Source organism: Streptomyces noursei ATCC 11455, from assembly GCF_001704275.1.
GTDB classification, from domain to species: domain Bacteria; phylum Actinomycetota; class Actinomycetes; order Streptomycetales; family Streptomycetaceae; genus Streptomyces; species Streptomyces noursei.
In genome coordinates, this window is sequence record NZ_CP011533.1 from 5,350,954 (window position 1) to 5,374,027 (window position 23,074).

Annotated in this window: 16 protein-coding genes; 10 read left to right on the forward strand and 6 right to left on the reverse strand. The window is 72.3% G+C overall.

The genetic code is table 11. From position 1 onward, the window contains the following. Positions 1-163: 163 nt before the first annotated feature. The 4 genes from SNOUR_RS22785 to afsR form a co-directional block, all read right to left on the reverse strand. On the reverse strand, positions 164-1,780 hold the full coding sequence (locus SNOUR_RS22785) for a class I adenylate-forming enzyme family protein (RefSeq protein WP_067350146.1): 1,617 nt from the start codon (positions 1,778-1,780) through the stop codon (positions 164-166). Between the two features lie 167 nt (positions 1,781-1,947). Next, positions 1,948-2,112 (reverse strand): hypothetical protein, encoded by a 165-nt coding sequence (locus SNOUR_RS46275; RefSeq protein ID WP_159425895.1) that lies wholly within the window; start codon positions 2,110-2,112, stop codon positions 1,948-1,950. 211 nt (positions 2,113-2,323) lie between these two features. After that, complete coding sequence (locus tag SNOUR_RS47220) at positions 2,324-2,491, reverse strand: hypothetical protein (RefSeq protein ID WP_167739064.1); 168 nt, start codon at positions 2,489-2,491, stop codon at positions 2,324-2,326. A gap of 212 nt (positions 2,492-2,703) precedes the next feature. After that, positions 2,704-5,634 (reverse strand): SARP-family global regulator AfsR, encoded by a 2,931-nt coding sequence (gene afsR, locus SNOUR_RS22790; protein ID WP_067350149.1) that lies wholly within the window; start codon positions 5,632-5,634, stop codon positions 2,704-2,706. Between the two features lie 691 nt (positions 5,635-6,325). Between afsR and SNOUR_RS22795 the strand changes: the two genes are divergently transcribed. From SNOUR_RS22795 to SNOUR_RS22825, 7 genes are all read left to right on the forward strand, one after another. Further along, complete coding sequence (locus SNOUR_RS22795) at positions 6,326-7,621, forward strand: amidohydrolase family protein (protein WP_312633307.1); 1,296 nt, start codon at positions 6,326-6,328, stop codon at positions 7,619-7,621. 189 nt (positions 7,622-7,810) lie between these two features. Continuing rightward, positions 7,811-8,761 (forward strand): TIGR03619 family F420-dependent LLM class oxidoreductase, encoded by a 951-nt coding sequence (locus SNOUR_RS22800; protein WP_067350152.1) that lies wholly within the window; start codon positions 7,811-7,813, stop codon positions 8,759-8,761. Between the two features lie 113 nt (positions 8,762-8,874). Beyond that, on the forward strand, positions 8,875-9,660 hold the full coding sequence (locus SNOUR_RS22805; protein ID WP_067350155.1) for an SDR family NAD(P)-dependent oxidoreductase: 786 nt from the start codon (positions 8,875-8,877) through the stop codon (positions 9,658-9,660). Positions 9,661-9,827: 167 nt separating this feature from the next. Beyond that, positions 9,828-10,964: an LLM class flavin-dependent oxidoreductase gene (locus tag SNOUR_RS22810; RefSeq protein ID WP_067350157.1), complete on the forward strand. Its 1,137-nt coding sequence runs from the start codon at positions 9,828-9,830 to the stop codon at positions 10,962-10,964. 68 nt (positions 10,965-11,032) lie between these two features. Beyond that, complete coding sequence (locus tag SNOUR_RS22815) at positions 11,033-12,772, forward strand: N-acyl-D-amino-acid deacylase family protein (protein WP_067350160.1); 1,740 nt, start codon at positions 11,033-11,035, stop codon at positions 12,770-12,772. Next, entirely contained in the window at positions 12,769-14,283 is a 1,515-nt protein-coding gene (locus tag SNOUR_RS22820) for an aldehyde dehydrogenase family protein (protein WP_067350163.1), read from the forward strand. The genes SNOUR_RS22815 and SNOUR_RS22820 overlap by 4 nt, the downstream gene beginning before the upstream one ends. 309 nt (positions 14,284-14,592) lie before the next feature. Next, positions 14,593-16,179, forward strand: a complete 1,587-nt coding sequence (locus SNOUR_RS22825; RefSeq protein ID WP_067350165.1) for an APC family permease — start codon at positions 14,593-14,595, stop codon at positions 16,177-16,179. 106 nt (positions 16,180-16,285) lie between these two features. On the opposite strand, the gene SNOUR_RS22830 is transcribed toward SNOUR_RS22825, so the two are convergent. Further along, positions 16,286-17,803: a CehA/McbA family metallohydrolase gene (locus SNOUR_RS22830; RefSeq protein WP_174717891.1), complete on the reverse strand. Its 1,518-nt coding sequence runs from the start codon at positions 17,801-17,803 to the stop codon at positions 16,286-16,288. 256 nt (positions 17,804-18,059) lie between these two features. On the opposite strand from SNOUR_RS22830, the gene SNOUR_RS22835 reads away from it, so the two are divergent. The 3 genes from SNOUR_RS22835 (at position 18,060) to SNOUR_RS22845 (ending at position 22,509) form a co-directional block, all read left to right on the forward strand. Beyond that, entirely contained in the window at positions 18,060-18,884 is an 825-nt protein-coding gene (locus SNOUR_RS22835; RefSeq protein ID WP_067350168.1) for a TIGR03619 family F420-dependent LLM class oxidoreductase, read from the forward strand. A gap of 339 nt (positions 18,885-19,223) precedes the next feature. Beyond that, positions 19,224-19,625, forward strand: a complete 402-nt coding sequence (locus SNOUR_RS22840; RefSeq protein WP_067350171.1) for a VOC family protein — start codon at positions 19,224-19,226, stop codon at positions 19,623-19,625. A gap of 220 nt (positions 19,626-19,845) precedes the next feature. Next, positions 19,846-22,509 (forward strand): bifunctional FO biosynthesis protein CofGH, encoded by a 2,664-nt coding sequence (locus SNOUR_RS22845; RefSeq protein ID WP_079142830.1) that lies wholly within the window; start codon positions 19,846-19,848, stop codon positions 22,507-22,509. A 61-nt stretch (positions 22,510-22,570) separates the two neighbouring features. Here SNOUR_RS22845 and SNOUR_RS22850 read toward each other — a convergent pair whose 3' ends face one another. Further along, positions 22,571-22,825, reverse strand: a complete 255-nt coding sequence (locus tag SNOUR_RS22850) for a hypothetical protein (RefSeq protein WP_039635538.1) — start codon at positions 22,823-22,825, stop codon at positions 22,571-22,573. Positions 22,826-23,074 lie beyond the last annotated feature (249 nt).

The window sequence follows — 23,074 nt, forward strand, 5'->3', positions numbered from 1 at the left end:
GCCTCCGCTCCCGAAACGGGTGACTCGGTCGGACACCCCCGTTCCTAAGCCCTGACACGGGTGTGAGGGTCAAGGGGCGCGTACGCCTGGCCGGTGGCGCGCGCCAGGTCCCGGCCGCGCAGCACCCGTTCCCCCACCGGACCGGCCACCGTGGCCGGTCTGCTCAGTGAGGACTCCCGGGCGCCCCGGAACCCGTCGGTGCGCCCGGCGCGCGTCCGTAGCGCTCCCGCAGCGCCGTCTTGCGCACCTTGTTCAGGGGGCCGCCGCGCGGCAGCACCTCGACGATCTCCAGCTGCTCCGGCAGCTTCTGCGTCATCAGCCCGGCGGCCCGCAGATGCGCGGTGAGGTCGGCCAGGGTGAGCCGGGGGGCCTCCGCCCCGTCCGCCGACCCGGCGAGCGCGACCACCGCGCAGACCCGCTCCCCCCGCTCCCGGTCCGGCAGCCCGATCACCGCCGCCTCCGCAACCGCCGGATGGGTGTGCACCAGGTCCTCGATCTCCTGGGCGGAGATGTTCTCGCCCTTCCTGATGATGATGTCCTTCAGCCGCCCGGTCAGCACCAGATGCCCGTCGGCGCGCAGGTGCCCCAGATCGCCGGTCCGGAACCAGCCGTCCGCGGTGAACGCCTCGGCCGTCAGCGCCGGATCGGTGTACCGCCGGAACACCATCGGCCCCGAGACCGTCACCTCGCCGGTCCCACCGGTCGCCACCGCGCTCCCGTCCGCCCGGACGATCCGCACCCGCGCGCCCGCCACCGGCCTGCCGACCGTGTGCGCCAGCTGCTCGTCCGTGTCGTACGGCGTCCCCATCGCGATCATCGGAGACTCGGTCATGCCGTAGCCGTGCACGATCGCGCAGCCCAACTCCCGCCCGGCCGCCCGGTACAGCTCGGGCGGCAGCGGCGCGCCGCCGCCGGACAGCAGCCGCAGCGAGGGGATCAGGGGGCCGGCGTCCGGCGCGGCCGCCCGGCGGCGCCGCGATGCGTCGTGGAACGCCTGGTAGAAGGCGGTGCTGCCGCCCGCCATGGTCACCCCGTGGCGGCGGTAGACCTCGGCCGCCCGGTCCGCGTCGAACGCCTCCAGCACGACCGCCGGAAACCCGCTGACCAGCATGGCGATGACGTAGTCCGGCCCGGCGACGTGCGCGTACGGGAAGGCGATCGAGCCGATGTCGTCGGCCGACATGCCCAGCGCGGTGGCCAGCCCCACCCCGCCCGCGATGAGCGAGGCGTCGGTGTGCTCGACGCCCTTGGGTGCGGAGGTCGTCCCGGACGTGTAGTAGACCCAGCGCGTGCGCTCGTCGTCCCCTTCCGGGGCGGTCGGCAACCCGCCCGGATCCCCGTCCGGCAGCCCGTCCGCCAACGGGACCACCCGCACGTCGGTGCGCTCCCCGACCGCGTCGCGCACCATCGCCGTGAAGTCGAACCCCCGCCACACCCCGGGCACGAGGACGAACTCCGCCGCCGACTCCGCCAGCACGAACCCGACCTCCCGGGCCCGGTGCAGCGGGATCACCGGGGTCTGCACGGCCCCGAGCCGGGCCAGCGCCAGCGACGCGATCACCGTGTCGATGCGCGTCGGCAGCTGCCACATCACCCGCGTCCCGGCCCCGATCCCCAACTCCCGGAATCCGGCCGCCGCGCGCAGCGCCGCGTCCCGCACCTCGCCGAAGGTCACGGCCCGCCCGCCGTCCCCGTCGTAGAACATCGGCGCGCCCCCGGAGGCCCGCGCCCGGTACTCGACCAGTTCCCACAACGTGTGTATACGAGCGTCTTCGAACACGGCGCGCCTCCTGGGGTGGATGGGCGGGGTGCGGCGTGACTGTAGCAGCAGAACTGACGTAGCGTCAGGTATGCGATGTCCGCTGCTCACATGAAGCGGCAGTGCGGGCCGTATCTGCGCATGGCCCGCACTGCCGTCGCGTTGCAGGGTGTGGGTGCCACGCGGGATCAGGGCTGGTGGTGGTCCGCCGGTGCCAGGGGCAGGTGGTGATCGAGGGGTGCGAAGTCGGACTGGGTCGGTTGGCGGTCGTCGGCTATGGCGGGGGCGGAGGCGCCGGCGGCGATGGCCGCCGCGAGGGCGAGGCCGGTGAGGAATGTCTTGGCGCGGGTCACGTCTACTCCTTTGACTTGATGCGGGGTGCTGGCGCATCAAGTGACGCTAGTGTTCATTGAGTCGAATGTTCGACCGAACGGCGAGTATTTGTCATAGTCTGGCTGGATCGGCGGGAAATCTGGAAATGCCGCAGGGGCCGTCATCGATGGCTCCCCTCCAGCCATCGAAACGGCCCCTGCGGTCCCCCGGTGACATAGGTCCGCTTCGGCGTTACCTCGGATTGATGATGGGCGTGTGGTTGTCCGCGGGCAGCATCTCGCCGGGCTTCCTGGGTGCCTTCTTCTTGCCGAGGCCGGGAGCGGCGATGGGCGTGTGGTTGTCCATCGGTTTGACGATGTCTCGTTCGTTTGCTTCCGGAGCCTTGTTCTCGGTGGCCACGTCGATCAACTCCTGTGTATGGGCGCTTGGAGGCCACGCCCGGCCGGCAACTCCCCCGTTGGTTGCCGGACGGGCATGCCTGGGCCGAACACCTTACGGTGGGGCCGCGTCACCGAGCCGCTTGCCCCCCGAGGCGGCGGTTCGATGTATAGAAGAGTGGCCCGCCGCGATGAACGATCGATAAACGCCCTTTGCAATGTCTCCGGCGGTGCTCAGGCCACCGGCGCGTGCCGCAGGAGATCCTGCACTTCGGCGGTCTCCGAAACACCTAGTCTTTCGTAGATGGCGAGGGCTTCCTCCCAGCAGGCCCGCGCCCGCCTGAGGTGTCCCAGTTCGTGGAGCGTGCGGCCGAGCAACAGCAGGACGTTGGCTCGCCACCACCCGCCGCCCAGGCCGCGCAGCGCGGTGAGGGCCTGCTCCGCGCTGGCGGCGGCCTGGGCGGGGCGGTGGTCGGCGAGGGAGATCTCCGCAAGTCGGAAGTGCGTCATCCCCACCCAGAACCGCTGCCTGCTCTCCTGGAATATCGTCAGGGCATCGGTGAGTTGCGTGGTCGCCTCGTCCATGCGCTTGGCGCGGGCGAACGCGAGCCCCAGCGCGTACATGCCGTTCGCCAGCCGCCGTTGTGCCCCGAGCTCACGGTAGATCGCGATACCGGTCTGGGCGAGCCGGATCGCGCTGTCCAGCCGTCCGGTGTCCATGTGGAGGCGGGAGAGGTTGCACAGCGCGCTCGCTTCGGACTGCTTGTTGCCGTCGTCACGGAAGGCGGAGAGCGCCTGCGTGAGGTATGCCTCGGCGTCGTCGTAACGATGCTTGGTGGTCGCGATGATGCCCCGGTCGTTCGGCGCGTAGGAAGAGGAGAACGGGTCCTCCGAGGCCACCCCCAGGAGCATCGCCGACTTGGCGTGTTCCTCGGCCTCGTCGAAGCGGCCGGCCAGGGTGTGGACGTTGGTGAGTGCCGTGTGGATGCGTGCCTCGGCGCGCTGGTCACCGGCGTCGCGGGCGGCTGCGAGGAGGGCGATGTTGGTCTGCTCGTACTGCAGCGCGTCGGCACCCGATTCGGCGAGGTCCCGGGTCAGCAGCAGCAGGTCCACCGCACGCCGCACGGCACGGGGGCCCGTCGATTGCTGTGCGCAGGCCAAGATGCATCCCGCCTCGCTGAACAGCCACTCCAATGCCGAGGCGCGGTCCGGGAATTCCAGTCCTGGATGGGTGACGCGCTCCATGTGCGCGATGAGGCGGTCGCCCGGGCGTTCCAGCTCGTACATCCGCGAGGCCGTCACGAGGTAGAAATCCAACAGCCTTGACAGTGCCGCCTCGTGCTCCGTCGGGGGGTGCTCGTCCCGCTCGGCGCAGGCACGTGCGTAGAGCCGGACCAGGTCGTGGAAGCGGTAGCGGCCGGGCGCCGCCGACTCCAGGAGGGAGGCGTCGACGAGGGACTCGACCAGGTCCTCGGTGGAGACGGGGTCCAGGTCGAGGAGCGCCGCCGCGGCGGTCAGCGAGATGTCCGGGCCGTCGGCCAGGCCCAGCAGCCGGAAGGCGCGGGCCTGCGCCGGCTCCAGCTGCTTGTAGCCCAGTTCGAAGGTGGCCTTCACGGCCAGGTCGCCGGCGCGCAGCTCGTCCAGCCGGCGGCGCTCGTCGGCGAGCTTGCTGGCGAGGGTGGAGACCGTCCAGGTGCGGCGGGCGGCCAGCCGGGACGCGGCGATCCGGATGGCCAGCGGCAGGAACCCGCAGGCGCCGACGACCGCCATGGCGGCCTGCCGCTCGGAGGTGACGCGCTCCTCGCCGACGATGCGGGTGAAGAGGGTCAGGGCCTCCTCGGGGCTCATCACATCGAGGTCGACCAGGTGCGCCGAGGCCAGGTCGATCATCCGCGACCGGCTGGTGATCAAGGCGGCGCACCCCGCCGTACCGGGCAGCAGGGGGCGGACCTGGGCGGCGTCCCGGGCGTTGTCCAGCAGGGCCAGGACGCGCCGTCCGGCGAGCGCGGAGCGGTACAGGGCCGCCCGCTCCTCCAACCCGTCCGGGATGGCCGAGTCCGCGGTGCCCAGGGCGCGCAGGAAGGCGCCGAGCACCGCTTCCGGCTCGGCCGGGTTGTGTCCCGCGCCCTGGAGGTCGACGTAGAGCTGGCCGTCCGGGAAGTGCTCCCGGGCGGTGTGCGCGACGTGCACCGCCAGGGTGGTCTTGCCGACCCCGCCGATGCCGGCCACCGCGGAGACCGCCATCACGCTGCCCTCGGCCGTGGCCAGCTGGTCGCTGAGCTCGGTGACGAAGGCCGCCCGGCCGGTGAAGTCGGCGACCGTGGCGGGAAGCTGACGGGGCCGGACGAAGGTGGCCTCAGGCGAGCCGGGGTCGGCGGTGGCCGGGGCGTCCAGTTCGGCGTCGGCCCGCAGGATCCGCTGGTGGAGTTCGGAGAGCGAGGCGCAGGGGTCCACGCCCAGCTCGTCGGCGAGCAGCCGGCGGGTGTCCGCGTACACGGCGAGCGCCTCGGCCTGTCGGCCGCTGCGGTAGAGGGCCAGCATCAGCAGCTCCCGCAGCCGCTCGCGCAGCGGGTGCGCGGCGGTCAGCGCGGTGAGCTCGGAGACCGCCTCGGCGTGGCAGCCGGTCTCCAGGTCGAGGTGGGCCTCGGTCAACGACAGTTGCCACTCCTGGAGGCGGGCCCGCTGGTTCTCGGCGTACGGGCCGGGGATCCCGGCCAGCGGCTCGCCGTCCCACAGGTGCAGGGCGGCGTCGAGGAGTTCGCGGGCCCGGCCGCGGTCGCCGGCGGCCTTCGCCTTCTCGGCCTCGGCGGCGAACTGCTCCGCGGCGTCGTGGTCGAGGTCCAGCGGGTGGCCGTCCACGGGCCGGAGGGCGTACCCGCCGGACTCGCTGACCAGGGCCTCCGCGTCGGCGCCGAGCGCCTTGCGGAGCCGGGAGGCGTATGTCCGCAGTGCGGCCAACGCGGCGTGCGGCGGTTCGTCGCCCCACAGGGCGTCGACGAGCTCGGGCGCGGTGGCGGTCCGACCGCCGCGCAGCAGCAGCGCCGCGAGCAGGGCGCGCTGCTGCGGGGAACCCGCCGCCAGCGGCGTCTCGCCGCGCCAGGCCCGCACGGGACCGAGCACGGTGAAGCGGAGCCGCTCCCGCACCTGTCCCGGACCGTCGTCCATGGTGTCCCCCTGCCGTGTCCCGTCCGTCCGCGCTGTCATGGTCGTCCGTGCGTTTGCGCTGTGCGCAACGGTCAGTCTGCCTTGTCGCGGCCCTCTACGTCAGTAGGGGTCCGGAGCGTGCACAAAGCCTCCCCGTGCGGTGCGGCGGGGGTGTTGCGGCGCCCTGCGGGCCCCGTGGAGGGGAGCCCTCCGTTCCTTCCCGTCGACCGTGTCCGGGGGCCGGCCGGCATATTCGCCCTGCTCCACGCGGTGTTCCGGCCCGCTCGCCACCCGTTCCCGCGCTCTGCCGGTCCGCTCGTCCGCCGCCCTTCCCGTGCGCCGGCCACACACCGTGGCCCCTCTGCCCGGCTCTTCGGGCAACATCTCCGGCTGGCTGGTTTGTTTCTGCCGGTGGACCGGTACCGGCCGTCCGACCCGCCTGCCTGCACGCACCGGGGGACCGGCGGTTCTCCTCTTTCCCTCCCGTCCTCTCCTTCTCCCGCCGTCTCTCCCACCTCTCCTACCGCTCCTCTTCTCTCCTCCACCGTCCTTTTCGTCGCCCTCTTCGCCCTCGTCTTCACCGTCCTTCCCTCGCCCGGACGGCAGGCCGGTCCGTTCCCCGCCCCTCCTCCCCCTCCCCCACGTCCAGTCGGCCCGTCACCTCCCGTCCGCATTACTGACGGACCGTCAGATCGGCGCTACCGTAACGCCCATGGAGACCAAGCGGCTTACGGAACCCAGGCAGGACGAGGAACCCGAGGAGTCCAAGGGGCCCGCGGGAGCGTTCCCCCGGATCATCTCGGTCGACGACCACACCGTGGAGCCCCCCACCGTCTGGCGGGACCGCCTCCCGTCGAAGTACCACGACACCGGGCCCCGCATCGTCCGCGCCCCGCTGAAGGAAATGACCTTCGTCGGCGGCAAGTTCGCCCCCACCATGGGCGCCCCCGGTGACGACGGCCCGATAGCCGACTGGTGGGTCTACGAGGACCTGCGGCGCCCGCTGACCCGTCTCGACACCGCCGTCGGCTACTCCCGCGACGAGATCAGGCTGGAGGGCATCACCTACGAGCAGATGCGCCCCGGCTCCTACAGCGTCCCCGAACGCCTGGCCGACATGGACGTCAACCACGTCCAGTCCGCCCTCTGCTTCCCCACCTTCCCCCGCTTCTGCGGTCAGACCTTCACCGAGGCCAAGGACCGCGAACTGGGGCTGCTCGGGGTGCGCGCCTACAACGACTGGATGGTCGAGGAGTGGTGCGGCCCGCGGGCCGGCGGCCGGCTGATCCCGCTGACCCTCGTGCCCCTGTGGGACGCGGAACTGGCCGCCGAGGAGGTGCGCCGCAACGCGGCCCGCGGCGTCCGCGCCGTCTGCTTCAGCGAGATCCCGCCCCACCTGGGGCTGCCCAGCATCCACACCGACTACTGGGACCCCTTCCTGCGGGCCTGCGACGAGACCGGCACGGTCATCGCCATGCACATCGGCTCGTCCTCGAGGATGCCGTCCACCTCGGCCGACGCGCCGCCCGCCGTCGGCTCCACGATCACCTTCGCCAACTGCTGCTTCTCGATGACCGACTGGCTGATGAGCGGCAAGTTCGACCGCTTCCCGCACCTGAAGATCATGTACGCCGAGGGGCAGATCGGTTGGATCCCCTACATCCTGGAGCGCGCGGACGTCGTCTGGGAGGAGAACCGCGCCTGGGGCGGTGTCGCCGACAAGGTGCTCCGTCCGCCGTCCGAGCTCTTCGCCGACCATGTCCACGGCTGCTTCTTCGATGACGCCTTCGGGCTGAAGAACCTCGACGCCATCGGCGTGGGCAACGTCCTCTACGAGACCGACTACCCGCACTCGGACTCCACCTGGCCCAGGTCGCGGCAGGTCGCCGAGGTCCAGATGTCCCACCTCGCCCCCGGCGTCGTCGAGCGCATCGTCCGCGGCAACGCGATCGAGCTGCTGGGGCTGACGGGGGAGGGGCTCTGGGGGCCGTCGGCGCCGACGCGCTGATCCCCGGCGGTGTGGCGCCCCGTGTCCCCGGTGGTGTGGCGCCTCGTGCCCCCGGCGGCGCGGCGCCCCGCGTCCCGGGCCGCGTGGCGCCCGGTGGGCGCTGCCGGCCCTTGTGTGATGGGGCGTCAGCCCTCACCATGACCGCACCGATCCATAGATGACGATCCGTCAGATGAGTGGGGTGCGGTCATGGTGCAGGTGCTGCCGCAGGGGCGGTTGGCGTACGGGATGCAGCTTCCGGTGCAGGCGCGGAGCACGCTCTTCGCGGAGGGGTGGGAGGCGTCGGCCGGGCCGGAGGACCTGGTGGCGGTGGCGCGGTCGGCGGACCGGGCCGGGTTCGCGTACGTCGCCTGCTGTGAGCACGTGGCGATCCCGCGGCGGCTGGCCGGGGCGATGGGGACCGCGTGGTACGACCCGGTGGCCACCCTCTCCTACCTGGCCGCCGCCACGGAACGGGTGCGGCTGCTGAGCCATGTGGCGGTGGTCGGTCTGCGGCATCCGCTGCTCGGCGCCAAGCAGTACGCGACGCTGGACCACCTGTCCGGGGGGCGGCTGATCCTCGGGGTCGGCGCCGGGCACGTGCGGGAGGAGTTCGAGGCGGTCGGGGTGGACTTCGCGCGCCGGGGGGCGGTGCTGGACGAGACGATCGACGCGTTGAAGGCGGCGTTGGGGGAGGAGGAGTTCCTGGAGTTCAAAGGGGAGCACTTCGCGTTCGAGGGGCTGGGGCAGGCGCCGCGGCCGGTGCAGACGCCGCGCCCGCCGGTGTGGGTGGGGGGCTCGTCCCCGGCGGCGGTACGGCGGGCCGCGGTGCGGGGGGACGGCTGGCTGCCGCAGGGGGACCGGCGGGACCGGCTGCCGCGGCAGATCGCGACGCTGCACAGGCTCCGGGCGGAGGCCGGGGTGGTCGAGCCGATCGAGATCGGGGCGATCGCGGAGCCGGTGTATGTGGGCGAGCCCGGGTGGGACGTGGGGCGGCGGACGCTGGCCGGGACGCCGGAGCGGATCGCCGGGTCGCTGCGCGAGTACGCGGCGATGGGGGTGCGGCAGATCCAGGTGCGGTTCCGCAGCCGCAGCCGCGCGGAACTGGTCGCGCAGATCGCGGCCTTCGGGGCCGAGGTCGGACCGTTGCTGAACGACTGAGCGGCTGGGCGAGTGGGCGCCTGAACGGCTGGGCGGCTGACCGGTCGGGCGGCCGGGCGCGCGGGTGTGCGCGCGGGGGCCGCCCTTCGTACCGACACCACGGGAGCGCAGGCATGGGCAAGCTCGACGGCAGGGTCATCGTCATCACCGGGGCGGCGCGCGGGCAGGGGGAGCAGGAGGCGCGGCTCTTCGCGGCGGAGGGGGCGCGGGTGGTGCTCGGGGACGTGCTGGAGGAACAGGGGAAGGTGCTGGCCGCGGAACTGGGCGCGGAGCGGGCCCGGTTCGTGCCGCTCGACGTGGCGGAGGAGGGGGACTGGGCGGCGCTCGTCGAGGCCGCCGAGGAGGCGTTCGGGAAGATCGACGGGCTGGTGAACAACGCGGGGATCCTGCGGTTCAACGCGCTGGTGGACACCCCGCTGGAGGAGTTCCAGCAGGTGCTGTCGGTCAACCAGACCGGGTGTTTCCTGGGGATCCGGGCGGTGGCGCCCCGGATCGCGGCCGCCGGCGGCGGGACGATCGTCAACACCGCCTCGTACGCGGGGCTGACCGGGATGGCGTTCGTCGGGGCGTACGCCGCCACCAAGCACGCGGTGGTGGGGCTGACCCGGGTGGCGGCGCTGGAGCTGGCGGCCCAGGGGATACGGGTGAACGCGGTGTGCCCGGGGGCGGTGGACACGCCGATGACCAATCCGGCCGCGCTGGATCCGTCGGCGGACCCGCGGGAGGCCGCGCGGGCGGTGGACGAGCTGTACCGGAAGCTGGTGCCGCTGGGGCGGATCGGACGGCCGGAGGAGGTGGCCCGGCTGGCGCTGTTCCTGTCGGGGGAGGACTCGTCGTACATCACGGGGCAGCCGTTCGTGATCGACGGGGGGTGGCTGGCGGGGGTGAGCCCGTTCTGAGCGTGCCGGAGCGCCGGACGGTGCCCGTCGGCGCCGTAACTGATGATGCGTCAGGTTTGCCGGTTGCGGGTATTGACGGGCCCTGGTGCCGCTGGAACAGTCGGGACAGTCAATCTGACGGTACGTCAGAAACAGCCGCAGCAGCGGATAAGGGACGGTGAACCCCCTTGGAATTCGGGCTCTTTGTGCAGGGCTACGTGCCCGCCGCGCGTGCGCAGGCCGACCCGGAGGCCGAGCACCACGCACTCATGGAGGAGACCCAGTACGTCATCCAGGCGGACAAGTCCGGCTTCAAATACGCCTGGGCCTCCGAGCACCACTTCCTGGAGGAGTACTCCCACCTCTCCGCCAACGACGTCTACCTCGGCTACCTCGCGCACGCGACCGAACGGATCCACCTCGGCTCGGGCATCTTCAACCCGCTCGCCCCGGTCAACCACCCGGTGAAGGTCGCCGAGAAGGTCGCCATGCTCGACCACCTCTCCGCCGGGCGGTTCGAGTTCGGCTCCGGCCGGGGCGCCGGCAGCCACGAGATCCTGGGGTTCCTGCCGGGCATCACCGACATGAACCACACCAAGGAGATCTGGGAAGAGACCATCGCGGAATTCCCCAAGATGTGGCTCCAGGACGAGTACCAGGGGTTCCGGGGCAAGCACTGGCAGCTGCCGCCCCGCAAGGTCCTGCCCAAGCCGTACGGGAGGTCGCACCCGGCGATGTGGTACGCGGCCGGGTCGCCGTCCTCGTACGCCATGGCCGGCAAGAAGGGGCTGGGCGTCCTCGGCTTCAGCGTCCAGAAGGTCGCCGACATGGAGTGGGTCGTCGACTCCTACAAGAACGCGGTCAAGGACGCCGAACCGGTCGGCGACTTCGTCAACGACAACGTCATGGTGACCTCCACCGCCATCTGCGCCGAGACGCACCAGAAGGCCGTCCGGATCGCGGTCGGCGGCGGACTGAACTACCTCCAGTCGCTGCTCTTCCGCTACCACGACACCTTCCCGCGCCCCGACGGCATCCCGCAGTGGCCCGAACTGCTCCCGGAGTACACCGAGGAGATCATCGAGCTGCTGATCGCCGAGGAGCTGATGATCTGCGGCGACCCCGACGAGGTGCTGCGGCAGTGCAAGCGCTGGGAACAGGCCGGCGCCGACCAGCTCTCCTTCGGACTGCCGATCGGGGTGTCCTACGAGGACACCGTCAACACCATCAAGCTCATCGGCGAGCACGTCATCCCGAAGATCGACACCGACCCGGTGCACCGGACCACCCGCTTCCGGCAGGCGGCGGGAACCACAGCCGGCTGAACCCGACCCGCCCCGCGCGCCACCCGCCCGTCCCGCGCGCGCCCCGCACCCGAGAAAGGACGCACGCCATGCTCGACCACCTCATCCAGGCCGCGACCGTCGTGGACGGCACGGGCGCGCCCGCCTTCGCGGCCGACGTCGGCATCCGGGACGGGCGGATCGCCGTGATCGCCGAACCCGGCACCGTCACCGAGGAGGCCGGCACGAGCGAGGACGCACACGGGCTGGTCCTCGCCCCCGGCTTCATCGACCCGCACACCCACTACGACGCCCAACTCTTCTGGGACCCCTACGCCACCCCGTCCCTCAACCACGGCGTCACCACCGTCGCCGGCGGCAACTGCGGCTTCACCCTCGCCCCCCTCCACCCCGACCGGCCCGAGGACGCCGACTACACCCGGCGGATGATGAGCAAGGTCGAGGGCATGTCGCTGGTCGCGCTCGAACAGGGCGCACCCTGGAACTGGCACACCTTCGGCGAATACCTCGACGCCCTGGAGGGCCGCATCGCGGTCAACGCCGGCTTCATGGTGGGGCACTGCGCACTCCGCCGCCACGCGATGGGCCCGGACGCGATCGGCGGAACGCCCACCGACGCCCAACTCGACGCGATGCTGCGGCTGTTCCACGACGCGATGGACGCCGGGGCCTGGGGACTGTCCACCACCCAGTCCGCCACCCACTCCGACGGCGACGGCAGACCCGTCGCCTCCCGGCACGCCCGCCCCGACGAACTGCTCGCGCTCTCCCGCGCCGTCGCCGAACACGAGGGAACCCAACTGGAGGCGATCGTCGCCGGCTGCCTGGACCGGTTCGACGACGACGAGATCGACCTGCTCGTCGAGATGTCCGCGGCGGCCGGCCGCCCACTGAACTGGAACGTGCTCACCATCGACGCCGCGGTCCCCGAACGCGTGCCCCGCCAACTCGTCGCCAGCGAACGGGCCCGCCGCGCCGGCGGCCGCATCGTGGCACTGACCATGCCGATCCTCACCCCGATGAACATGTCGCTGGGCACCTTCTGCGCCCTCAACCTCATCCCCGGCTGGGGCGAGATCCTCGGCCTCCCGGTGCCCGAGCGGATCGCCCGGCTGCGCGACGCCGACGTCCGCGCCGAGATGCTGCGCCGCGCGCACAGCAAGGAAGCCGGCGTCTTCCGGCGGCTCACCGACTTCGCCCGGTACGTCATCGGGGACACCTACTCCGCCGCCAACAAGGGCCTGACCGGACGGGTGGTGCGGGACATCGCCGCCGAGCGCGGCCAGGACCCCTTCCATTGCCTGGTCGAGATCTGCGCCGACGACCAGCTCCGCACCGTGCTCTGGCCGATGCCGACCGACAACGACCCGGACAGCTGGGACCTGCGCCGGCAGACCTGGCAGCACGAGGACGTCCTGCTCGGCGGCTCGGACGCCGGCGCGCACCTGGACCGGATGTGCGGCGCCCCGTACACCACCCGCTTCCTCGGCGACTGCCTGCGCGGACGCAGGCTCGTCGGACTGGAACAGGCGGTGCGGATGCTGACCGACGACCCGGCCCGGCTGTTCGGACTGCGCGAACGGGGCCGGATCACCGAGGGCCACCACGCCGACCTGGTGCTCTTCGACCCCGAGCGGATCGACGCGGGGGCCGCGACCCTGGTGCACGACCTGCCCGGGGACAGCCCGCGGCTGGACTCCCGCGCGATCGGAGTGGTCAGCGTACGGGTCAACGGGGTGGAGACCATCCGGGACGACGTGGTGACCGGCGCGGTGCCCGGGACCGTACTGCGGTCGGGGCGGGACACGAGGACGGTGAGCACCAGGTGAGCACGGACGCGCGCACGACCGGGGCGGCGGAACAGCGGCTGTTCATCGGCGGGGAGTGGGTGGAACCCGAGGGCGGGTACTACGACGTGGTCGACCCGGCCACCGAGGAGGTCGTCGCGCCCGCCCCGGAGGCGAGCCCGGCGCAGGTGGCGGCGGCCGTGGACGCGGCCCGGGACGCCTTCGACGGCTGGTCGCGGACCGCACCCGAGGAGCGCGCGGCCGTCCTGGACCGCGCGGCGCGGGTGATCCGCCGGGAGTTCGCCGGCTACGCGGAGCTGGCGCAGGCCGAGAGCGGCGCGACGACCGGGACGGCGCGCGCCCTCCAGGTCGGGGTGTCCGCGGCCCGGTTCGAGCGGTATGCCCGCGGCGCACTGGAGCCGGTGGAGAGCGCGGTGCCGCCGCAGATCAACGCGGCCGGGCATGGGGGCACCTCCCATGCCGCCAAGGCTATGGGGGCGGGGGGCGCCGGCGTCTTCGGGGCGGTCGCGGTGCGCCGCCCGGTGGGCGTCGTCACCTGCATCACCTCGTACAACAACCCGTGGGCCAACCCGGCGGGCAAGGTCGCGCCGGCGCTGGCGATGGGCAACACGGTGGTGGTCAAGCCGGCCCCGCAGGACCCGCTGTCGGTGTACCGGATGGCCGAGGCGCTGGCCGAGGCCGGGGTTCCGCCCGGGGTGGTCAACGTCGTCAGCGGGGCGCGGCCGGAGGTCGGCGAGGCGGCGGTGGCCGCCGAAGGCGTGGACATGGTCAGCTTCACCGGCTCCACCGCGGTCGGCCGACGGATCGCTGAGGAGTGCGGCCGCGGGATGAAGCGACAGCTGATGGAGCTGGGCGGCAAGGGCGCGGCACTGGTCTTCGACGACGCCGACCTGGCGTCCGCGGTGTCCGGGATCGGCACCACCTTCTCCTTCTACAGTGGCCAGATCTGCACCGCGCCGACCCGCGTACTGGCACAGCGCGGGATCTACGAGCGCCTGGTGGCCGGTCTGGCGCGGTACGCGGAACAGCTGACCGTCGGCGACCCGCGGGATCCGGCCACGGTCGTCGGCCCGGTGATCTCCGCCGCGCACCGGGACCGCATCGAGGCGTACACGGCGTTGGCGGTGAAGGAGGGGGCGCGGCTGGTCACCGGGGGCGAGCGGCCGGGGCCGGAGCGCGGCTTCTATGTGGCGCCGACGCTCTTCGCGGACTGCACCAACGCGATGCGGGCGGTCCGCGAGGAGATCTTCGGGCCGGTGGTGACGGTGGTCCCCTTCGACGACGAGGAGGAGGGCATCGCGCTGGCCAACGACAGCGACTACGGGCTGCTGGACTACGTCTGGTCCGGCGACGTGGCCCGCGCCTTCCGGGTGGCGGGCCGGCTGCGGGCCGGCGGGGTCGGCGTCAACACCGTCGGGCGGAACATGGAGGCGCCGTTCGGCGGCTTCAAGCGCAGCGGCGTCGGGCGCGACGTCGGCTCGTACGCGCTGCACGCGTACAGCGAACTCCAGGCGATCGTCTGGCCGGGGTGAGGGTTCCTTCCGGGGCGCGGCCGGGGGAGGCGACGCCATGCGGACGGTGGCGGGGCTCGGATGACAGTCCGGTGGCTGGAATGTGACGTTCGAAATTCGGACGGGAAAATTTAGAACCGGGACAAAACGGGCGGTGCTGCGGTTCTCGCAATGCGGAAGGCTTCAGTCGCGCCCGTGAAGTCCAAGGTTCAACTCAAATTCTTCTTGCGAATGGATGTCTGGGACGGCAAATCTTCCTGTGTAGCGAAGCCGAGTGGACCGGAGGGTGATCTTCCGGATGCGGAAACAGCAGCACTTAACGTCCTGTTCATGGTTCAGGTAGACCCCCGGCCCCAGACCGGAGACACGGCAACGAGCGTCGCCGCTACCGCCAGTAGCCCCCACGGCGGCTCCGGCGACACCCGGAGCAAGGGCCTCAGCGGCAACTCCGTCGGCCTGCTCGGCAGCGCGGTCATCGGCATCTCCACCGTCGCGCCCGTCTACTGCCTCACCTCCACGCTCGGCCCCACCGTCGGCGAGGTCGGCGTGCAGATGCCCGCCGTCTTCCTGGCCGGGTTCCTGCCGATGCTGCTGGTCGCCTTCGCCTACCGCGAGCTGAACAAGGCCGTCCCCGACTGCGGCACCTCCTTCACCTGGACCGTCAAGGCATTCGGGCCGCGGGTCGGCTGGATGTGCGGCTGGGGCCTGGTGATCGCCACGATCATCGTGCTCTCCAACCTCGCCGGCGTCGCCACCTCGTTCTTCTACCTCCTGCTCGGCGAACTCACCGGCTCGCCCACCGTCGCGGCCCTGGACCACGACCGGATCGCCCACGTCCTGACCTGCCTGGCCTTCATCGCCGTCGCCACCGCCATCAGCTACCGCGGAATGACCGCCACCAAGGGCGTCCAGTACACCCTCGTCGGACTCCAACTCGCCGTCCTCGCCGTCTTCGTGGCGATGGCCGTGATCAAGGCACGCTCCGGGGACCTCACCGGCTCCCTGCGCTTCTCCTGGAGCTGGCTCGACCCCTTCGCGGTCAAGTCGTTCTCCTCCTTCACCGCCGGACTCTCCCTCTCGATCTTCATGTTCTGGGGCTGGGACACCTGCCTGACGGTGAACGAGGAGACCGCCGGCAGCGAGAAGACGCCCGGCCGCGCCGCCCTGCTCGCGATGCTCGTACTGATCGGCTCCTACCTGCTCACCGCCGTGGGCTCCCAGATGTTCGCCGGCGTCGGCGGCAAGGGCCTCGGCCTCGGCAACCCGCACACCGCCGACAACGTCTTCGCCGCCCTCGCCAACCCCGTCATGGGCACCGTGCTCGGCGTCCTGCTCTTCGTCGCGGTCCTCGCCTCGGCCGCGGCCAGCCTGCAGACCACCTTCATCCCCGTCGCCCGGACCGTCCTGGCGATGAGCACCTACGAGGCGCTGCCGGCCTCCTTCGCCAAGATCCACCCGCGCTTCCGCTCCCCGGGCCGGGCCACCATCGCCGCCGGCGCCGCCACCGGCGTCTTCTACGCCGTGATGAGCCTCATCAGCGAGAACGTGCTGATCGACACCATCTACGCGCTGGGCCTCATGATCTGCTTCTACTACTCGATCACGGCCTTCGCCTGCGCCTGGTTCTTCCGCCGCGAGCTGCGCAACTCCGTCCGCGACCTCTTCCTCAAGGGCGTCTTCCCGCTGCTGGGCGGACTGCTGCTCGCGTCGGTCTTCGCCAAGACGCTGCTCGACATGTGGAACCCCGCATACGGATCGGGCAGTTCGGTCTTCGGCATCGGCTCGGTGTTCCTCATCGGCGTCGGCCTGCTCCTCCTCGGCGTCGTGCTCATGCTGGCCATGCAACGCCGCAACCCGGCCTTCTTCCGCGGCGAGATCCTCACCCGGTCCACACCGGCACTGGTGGTCGAGGACTAGGCGCCGGGGGGCCGCCCCCGCCCCCCCGCCCCCCCCGCCCCCCACCTCCGGCCGTTGCCCCGGCCTCCGGCCCGTGCCCAACGTCAGTTCATTGACGGCCGTTCGCTCACCTCCGTCCCAGGAAGATCGGGTTCGTGAGTGCCGCCATCGGGCCCGGGAGGTCCGCCGTCGAGGACGGGTGGCGGATTTCGGCGCGTAGATAGGCGGCGTTGTCGGGGGTGGTCCGCCAGGTGATCGTGCCCGCTCCGGAGGGTGGCAGCGGGGCGGAGTGCCGGCGGCCCTGGTCGGTGACGAAGGAGGCCGTGCAGCCGGGCACGCCGGAGACCGTCAGCCGGGCGGTGACCGCGGCCGTCCCGGGCACCGCCAGGCGCTCGCCGATCCCGGCGTGTTCGCCGCGCTCTCCCGTGACGGTGAGCGCAAGGTCGATCCCGGAGGATTCGGCGATCCAGACCCGGCCCGCCCGGATGCCGTCCTGGAGGGCGCGGCGCGAGAGGTCGTCGGCCAGCACGACCGTCTGCGGGAGGCCGACCACGTCCGGATCGCGGTGCGCGTCGCTGTGCCCGACCGCGGGCAGCCAGGCGCCGCCGCCACGGGCGTGGGCGACCAGGGTGTTGTCCCACTCGGCGAGGGTGATCTCGTCGTCCGGGCCGTAGGGGCCGTTCCACACCTCGACCGCGTCGGCGTCGTTCAGCCCGAACTTCCAGCTGCAGCCGACACAGGTGGCGTGCGGATGCGCCGGGATGACCAGGCCGCCGGCCCGACGGATGGCGCGGGCGTAGCGGCCGAAGGCGTTGTCCCGCGCGCGGTAGCGCCAGTCGATGAGGACTTCGGGGTCGGTGCCCATCGCCACCACGTGCCCATTGCGGGTGGTGACCTCCTCGCCGGTCAGGATCAGCAGGTCGTCGCCCCACAGCCCCTCCCAGGCGCGGTGGGCGGCGGTGGTGTTGTGCTCGGTGGTGGTGATGAAGTCCAGCCCGGCGGCCCGGGCCAGCGCCGCGATCCGGGCCGGGGTGCGCTTGCCGTCCGAGTAGACGGAGTGCAGGTGGTTGTCCCCGCGGTACCAGGCCCGGCCGCGGCCCCGGGCCCGCTCCGGCGGGTGGACGGGTGTCGGGGTCGTCCCTGCGGGGCCGTGCCGCAGGGTGACGGTGACCTCGTAGTCCAGGCCCTGTGGGGCGATGGTGTACGGGCCGAGGGCGATGTGCCACGTGCCGGCGTCGACGGGGCCCGGGAGGTAGCCCGGGGTGGCGTCGTCGGCGCGCAGGAAGAACTCCGTCCGTGCCCCGCCGGACCAGCCGCGGAAGCCCGCGCCGCCCAACTCCGTGCCGCGCTCGTCGAAGATGCCGATGTCGCAGGCGTTCCCCGCGGTGCCCTCGGGCACGGTCGGCTTGTCGTAGCGGTAGGCGACCGCGATCTCCCGTACGCCGTGCGGGACGTCCACCGGCAGATAGACGAAGTCCGGTGCGCCGACGGGGAGATGGCCGGTGACCGTGCGGGTCTGCTCGGCCGACCCGCCGCCGGCGGGCCCGGCGGCGGGCGCCGCCTCGGCGAAGCTGACCCGGCCGAGCGTCAGTGCGCCCGCCGCGCCGGCCGCCGCCGACAGTTTCAGCACCTCGCGTCGTTCCATTTCCGTCCCCCTGTCGTCGTCGAGCTTCCTTCCCGCCGCGGCCGGTCCGCCGCGGAGCGCGGTGCGTGCGCGCGCCGGCCGTCCGCCGCGTGCCGCCCTCGTGTCCTCACCCCGCGTCGTTCCGCGGTGTGAAAACTGTTCTACGCGCGTGTGACACGCGGCAAAAGCCCTGTGGATAACTCGTCGACGGTGCGGCAACATGCGGTCACTCCAACCGCCCGACCGCCCCCAACGCCCGACGCGGAGGTACGCCAGCATGCGGATCGCGACCACGATCTTCCTGACCGACGAGACGATCCGGCCGGTCCGACTGGCCCACGAGCTGGAACAGCGCGGATTCGACGGGCTGTATCTGCCCGAGCACACCCACATCCCCGTCTCCCGGGACACCCCGGCCCCCATGGGCGAGCCGCTGCCCCGTGAATACGGCCGAACCCTCGACCCGTTCGTGGCCCTCGGCCAGGCCGCCGCGGTCACCGAGCGGCTCCGCCTGGGTACCGGCATCACCCTCGTCGCCCAGCACGACCCGATCGACCTCGCCAAGCAGGTCGCGACCCTGGACCACCTCTCCGACGGTCGTCTCACCCTCGGCGTCGGCTACGGCTGGAACGTCGAGGAGGCCGCCGACCACGGGGTGCACTGGTCGACCCGGCGGGAGCTGGTCCGCGACCGGCTGGCGCTGATGCGCGCCCTGTGGGCCGACGAACCCACGGCCTACGAGGGCGCGTTCGGCTCCGTGCGGGCCTCCTTCGCCCACCCCAAGCCGGCCGGTGGCGCGCCGCGCATCCTGCTGGGCGGCACGGCCGGCCCCAAGCTCCTGGCGGAGATCGCGGCCACCGCGGACGGCTGGCTGCCCGTCGGCGGCCGCGGCCTGTCGGAGGCCCTCCCGGCCCTGCGGCGCGCCTGGCAGGACGCCGGGCGCGCGGGCGAGCCGGAGGTGGTGCCGTACGCGGTCCGCCCCACGCCCGGCAAGCTGGCGCACTACCAGGAACTGGGGCTGCCGGAGGTGGTCCTCCAGTTGCCGTCGGCCGGTGAGGCGGAGATCCTGCGCACCCTGGACGACTTCGCGCAGTATCTGTGAGGGGCCCCGCCCGGTGCCCGTGGGCAGGGCCTCTGCCGCAGCCCCGACCACAGTCCCACCGGCCCGGACCGGCCCGCCGCACACCGCCCACTCCCCGTGAGCCGCGGCCACTCGGGGTGAGCGCGGCACGGAGCCGTCCCGATGGGCCCCGACCCCGGCCCCGACCCGGCCCCGATCCATCGGACCGCCCTAGGACCATCGGCGTACGGCGCACCCCGCAAGGGCGGTACCGCAGACCGATCCGCCCCGGTGCCGCCGGGCGTAACGTCGTTGGTGAAGGCACTACGGACCGCTTCCCCGAGGGAGTTCCGTCGAGCTCTCGGAGACCTAGGAGACGCCATGCCCAGCCTCGACCACACGATCGTGCACAGCAAGGACCGTTTCGCCTCTGCCCGTTTCCTCGCGGACCTGATGGACGCCCCCGAACCCAAGGCGTTCGGCCCGTTCGCGGCGCTCAAACTGGACAACGGCGTGACCCTCGATTTCGCGGAGCACGTCGCCGGCGGCCGGGAGTTCGTCGCCACGCACTACGCGTTCCTGGTGACGGAGGAGGAGTTCGACGGGATCTTCTCCCGCATACAGCAGCGCGATCTGCCCTACTGGGCCGACCCGCGGCATTCAAAGCCGCAGCAGATCAACCACCACGACGGCGGGCGGGGCCTCTACGTGGACGACCCCGACGGCCACAGCATGGAGTTCCTGACCCGGACCTACTCCGAGGAACTGCTGTCCTCCCTCTGACCGCGCCGCCGACAGCCGCGCACACCGACCGGTCCGGCTCGCCCGGACCGGTTCGCGGGCATGCCCACCGGCCAGGTGGTGCCCGCGGGCAGCCACCGGGTGGTGCCCCGGAGGCGCCGCGAACCCTCCGGAGGAAACCTCCGTTTCACGTGACCAGCAGCACATCACCGGCTCCGTGGCCGGCGGCCGAGTTGTCGGTGGGCGCTCGTATGCTCGGGGCATGACTTCCAGCGCGCAGGGATCCGACCAGGGGCCCCACCGGGGATCTGACCAGGCATCGGGCCGGGACGCCCAGAGCGGGGCGGCCCCGCGGCCGACCGCCAACGCGATGCGCCGGGCGCTCAAGCGGGCCCGGGACGGCGTGGCGCTGGACGTGACCGAGGCCGCGGTGCTCCTCCAGGCACGCGGCGAGGACCTCACGGACCTGTGCGCCTCGGCGGCCCGGGTGCGCGACGCGGGCCTGGAGGCCGCCGGCCGCCCCGGCGTCATCACGTATTCCAAGAGCGTCTTCATCCCGCTGACGCGCCTGTGCCGCGACAAGTGCCACTACTGCACCTTCGCCACCGTCCCCGGCAAGCTCCGCCGGGCCGGCCACGGGATGTTCATGTCGCCGGACGAGGTGCTGGCCATCGCCCGCCGCGGTGCCGAACTCGGCTGCAAGGAAGCCCTGATCACCCTCGGCGACAAGCCCGAGGAGCGTTGGCCCGAGGCGCGCGAGTGGCTGGAGGCCGAAGGGTACGACGACACCATCGCCTACGTCCGCGCCATCGCGATCCGCATCCTGGAGGAGACCGGGCTGCTGCCCCACCTCAATCCCGGCGTGATGTCGTGGACGGACTTCCAGCGGCTCAAGCCGGTCGCCCCGTCGATGGGCATGATGCTGGAGACCACCGCCGAGCGCCTGTGGAGCGAGCCCGGCGCCCCGCACTACGGCTCGCCCGACAAGGAGCCCGCCGTCCGACTGCGCGTCCTGGAGGACGCCGGGCGCAGCTCCGTGCCGTTCACCAGCGGCCTGTTGATCGGCATCGGGGAGACCTACGAGGAGCGCGCCGCATCGCTGTTCGCGCTGCGCCGGATCTCCCGCGCCTACCACGGCATCCAGGAACTGATCCTGCAGAACTTCCGCGCCAAGCCGGACACCGCGATGCGCGGGATGCCCGACGCCGAGTTGGACGAGCTGGTCGCCACCGTGGCCGTCGCCCGGCACATCATGGGCCCGTCCGCCTGCCTCCAGGCGCCGCCCAACCTGGTGGACGGGGAGTACGGCCGGCTGATCCGGGCCGGCATCGACGACTGGGGCGGCGTCTCCCCGCTCACCCCGGACCACGTCAACCCCGAGCGCCCCTGGCCCCAGATCGACGCGCTCGCCGAGAAGTCCACCGCCGAGGGCTTCCGCCTGCGCGAACGCCTCGCGGTCTACCCGGAGTTCGTCCAGCGCGGCGAGCCCTGGCTGGACCCGCGGCTGCGGCCGCACGTCACCGCCCTCGCCGACCCGGAGACCGGGCTGGCCCGGGAGGACGCCGTGGTGGCGGGCCTCCCCTGGCAGGAGCCCGACGCGGGCTTCGTCTCCTCCGGGCGCACGGACCTGCACCGCACCATCGACACCGAGGGCCGCACGGCCGACCGCCGGGACGACTTCGACGAGGTCTACGGCGACTGGGAGGCGCTGCGCGAGGCCGCCGCGCCCGGCATGGTGCCCTCCCGGCTCGACGCCGACGTCCGCCAGGCCCTCTCGCAGGCCGCCGACGACCCGACCAGGCTCACCGACGACGAGGCGCTCGCCCTGCTGCACGCCGACGGTCCGGCGCTGGACGCGCTCTGCCGGATCGCCGACGACCTGCGCCGCGCCACGGTCGGCGACGACGTCACCTACATCGTCACCAGGAACATCAACTTCACCAACGTCTGCTACACCGGCTGCCGCTTCTGCGCCTTCGCCCAGCGCCGCACGGACGCCGACGCCTACACCCTCTCCCTCTCCCAGGTCGCCGACCGCGCCCAACAGGCGTGGGACGTGGGCGCGGTGGAGGTCTGCATGCAGGGCGGCATCCACCCCGACCTGCCCGGCACGGCGTACTTCGACATCGCCCGCGCCGTGAAGGAGCGGGTCCCGGGCATGCACGTGCACGCCTTCTCGCCGATGGAGGTGGTCAACGGGGCGACCCGCACCGGCCTGTCCATCCGGGAGTGGCTGTCCGAGGCCAAGGCCGCCGGTCTGGACAGCATCCCCGGCACCGCCGCCGAGATCCTCGACGACGAGGTCCGCTGGGTCCTCACCAAGGGCAAACTCCCCACCGCCACCTGGGTCGAGGTCATCAAGACCGCCCACGAGCTGGGCATCCGCTCCTCGTCGACGATGATGTACGGCCATGTGGACCAGCCCCGCCACTGGCTCGGCCACCTCCGGCTGCTGGCGCGGATCCAGCAGTCCGCGGAGTCCAAGGGCGTGGAGGGCTTCACCGAGTTCGTCACCCTGCCCTTCATCCACACCAACGCCCCCGTCTACCTCGCCGGCATCGCCCGCCCCGGTCCCACCACCCGCGACAACCGCGCGGTGACGGCGATGGCCCGGATCCTGCTCCACCCGCACATCACCAACATCCAGACCAGTTGGGTGAAGCTGGGCACCGAGGGCGCCGCGGAGATGCTGCGCTCCGGGGCCAACGACCTCGGCGGCACCCTGATGGAGGAGACCATCTCCCGTATGGCCGGTTCGAGTTACGGCTCCTACCGCTCCATCCAGGACCTGATCGGCATCGCCGAGCTCGCCGGCCGCCCGGCCCGCCCCCGGACGACGACCTACGCCGACGTCCCCGAGGAGCGCCAGGCCGCCGCACTGGCCTCGGACGGCCACCTGCCGGAGCTGCTGCCCGTCGTGGAGTGAGCGGCGGCGGGCCCGGGTCCGGCCGGGCGGGGGAGTCGCACCCCGCCCGGCCGCCCACGGCTCATTCCCCGCTGTGCTCCGCCTCGTGCTGGAGGATGCACTGCTGCCACTGCGACAGTGCCTCCGCGCGGTCCCCACCGGCGTCCTGGGCGGCGACGATCAGGGCATCCGCGGCCATCGCGGCCAGTCGTACCGCGACATGGCACACATCGCGCTGGGGGAGCGGCCGAAGGAGTTCCACCGCGCCGTCGCTGTCGCCGGACAGGGCCGAGGCGACGACGGCCATGGTGGTGCGATCCCACTCGTACTCGGACATGGTGAGAGCATGCCCAGCGGACGGCACGGCCATCATCGAACGCCCGGTCGGAGAGGAAACCCGCCAGCGGAAGCCCCCGGCCGGCCCCACCCGGGTCGGGCCCGGGATGCGCGCCCGGGTCGGTTCGACGGGCGGCGCGCCGTCCCATGTGTCACATCACGATACGGACCTGAAGCAAACCCGGCCCAGTTTCGATCATTCTCGGTCGATACAGTGCTGCGCCAGGGGCGTCCGCCAGGCCCCGGGACC

Bases quoted from the DNA above. Each gene is read 5' to 3' on its own strand.
- afsR (WP_067350149.1), bottom strand. From the start codon at position 5,634: ATGGACGACGGTCCGGGACAGGTGCGGGAGCGGCTCCGCTTCACCGTG.
- SNOUR_RS22795 (WP_312633307.1), top strand. From the start codon at position 6,326: ATGGAGACCAAGCGGCTTACGGAACCCAGGCAGGACGAGGAACCCGAG.
- SNOUR_RS22800 (WP_067350152.1), top strand. From the start codon at position 7,811: ATGGTGCAGGTGCTGCCGCAGGGGCGGTTGGCGTACGGGATGCAGCTT.
- SNOUR_RS22805 (WP_067350155.1), top strand. From the start codon at position 8,875: ATGGGCAAGCTCGACGGCAGGGTCATCGTCATCACCGGGGCGGCGCGC.
- SNOUR_RS22815 (WP_067350160.1), top strand. From the start codon at position 11,033: ATGCTCGACCACCTCATCCAGGCCGCGACCGTCGTGGACGGCACGGGC.
- SNOUR_RS22825 (WP_067350165.1), top strand. From the start codon at position 14,593: ATGGTTCAGGTAGACCCCCGGCCCCAGACCGGAGACACGGCAACGAGC.
- SNOUR_RS22830 (WP_174717891.1), bottom strand. From the start codon at position 17,803: ATGGAACGACGCGAGGTGCTGAAACTGTCGGCGGCGGCCGGCGCGGCG.
- SNOUR_RS22835 (WP_067350168.1), top strand. From the start codon at position 18,060: ATGCGGATCGCGACCACGATCTTCCTGACCGACGAGACGATCCGGCCG.
- SNOUR_RS22840 (WP_067350171.1), top strand. From the start codon at position 19,224: ATGCCCAGCCTCGACCACACGATCGTGCACAGCAAGGACCGTTTCGCC.
- SNOUR_RS22845 (WP_079142830.1), top strand. From the start codon at position 19,846: ATGACTTCCAGCGCGCAGGGATCCGACCAGGGGCCCCACCGGGGATCT.
- SNOUR_RS22850 (WP_039635538.1), bottom strand. From the start codon at position 22,825: ATGTCCGAGTACGAGTGGGATCGCACCACCATGGCCGTCGTCGCCTCG.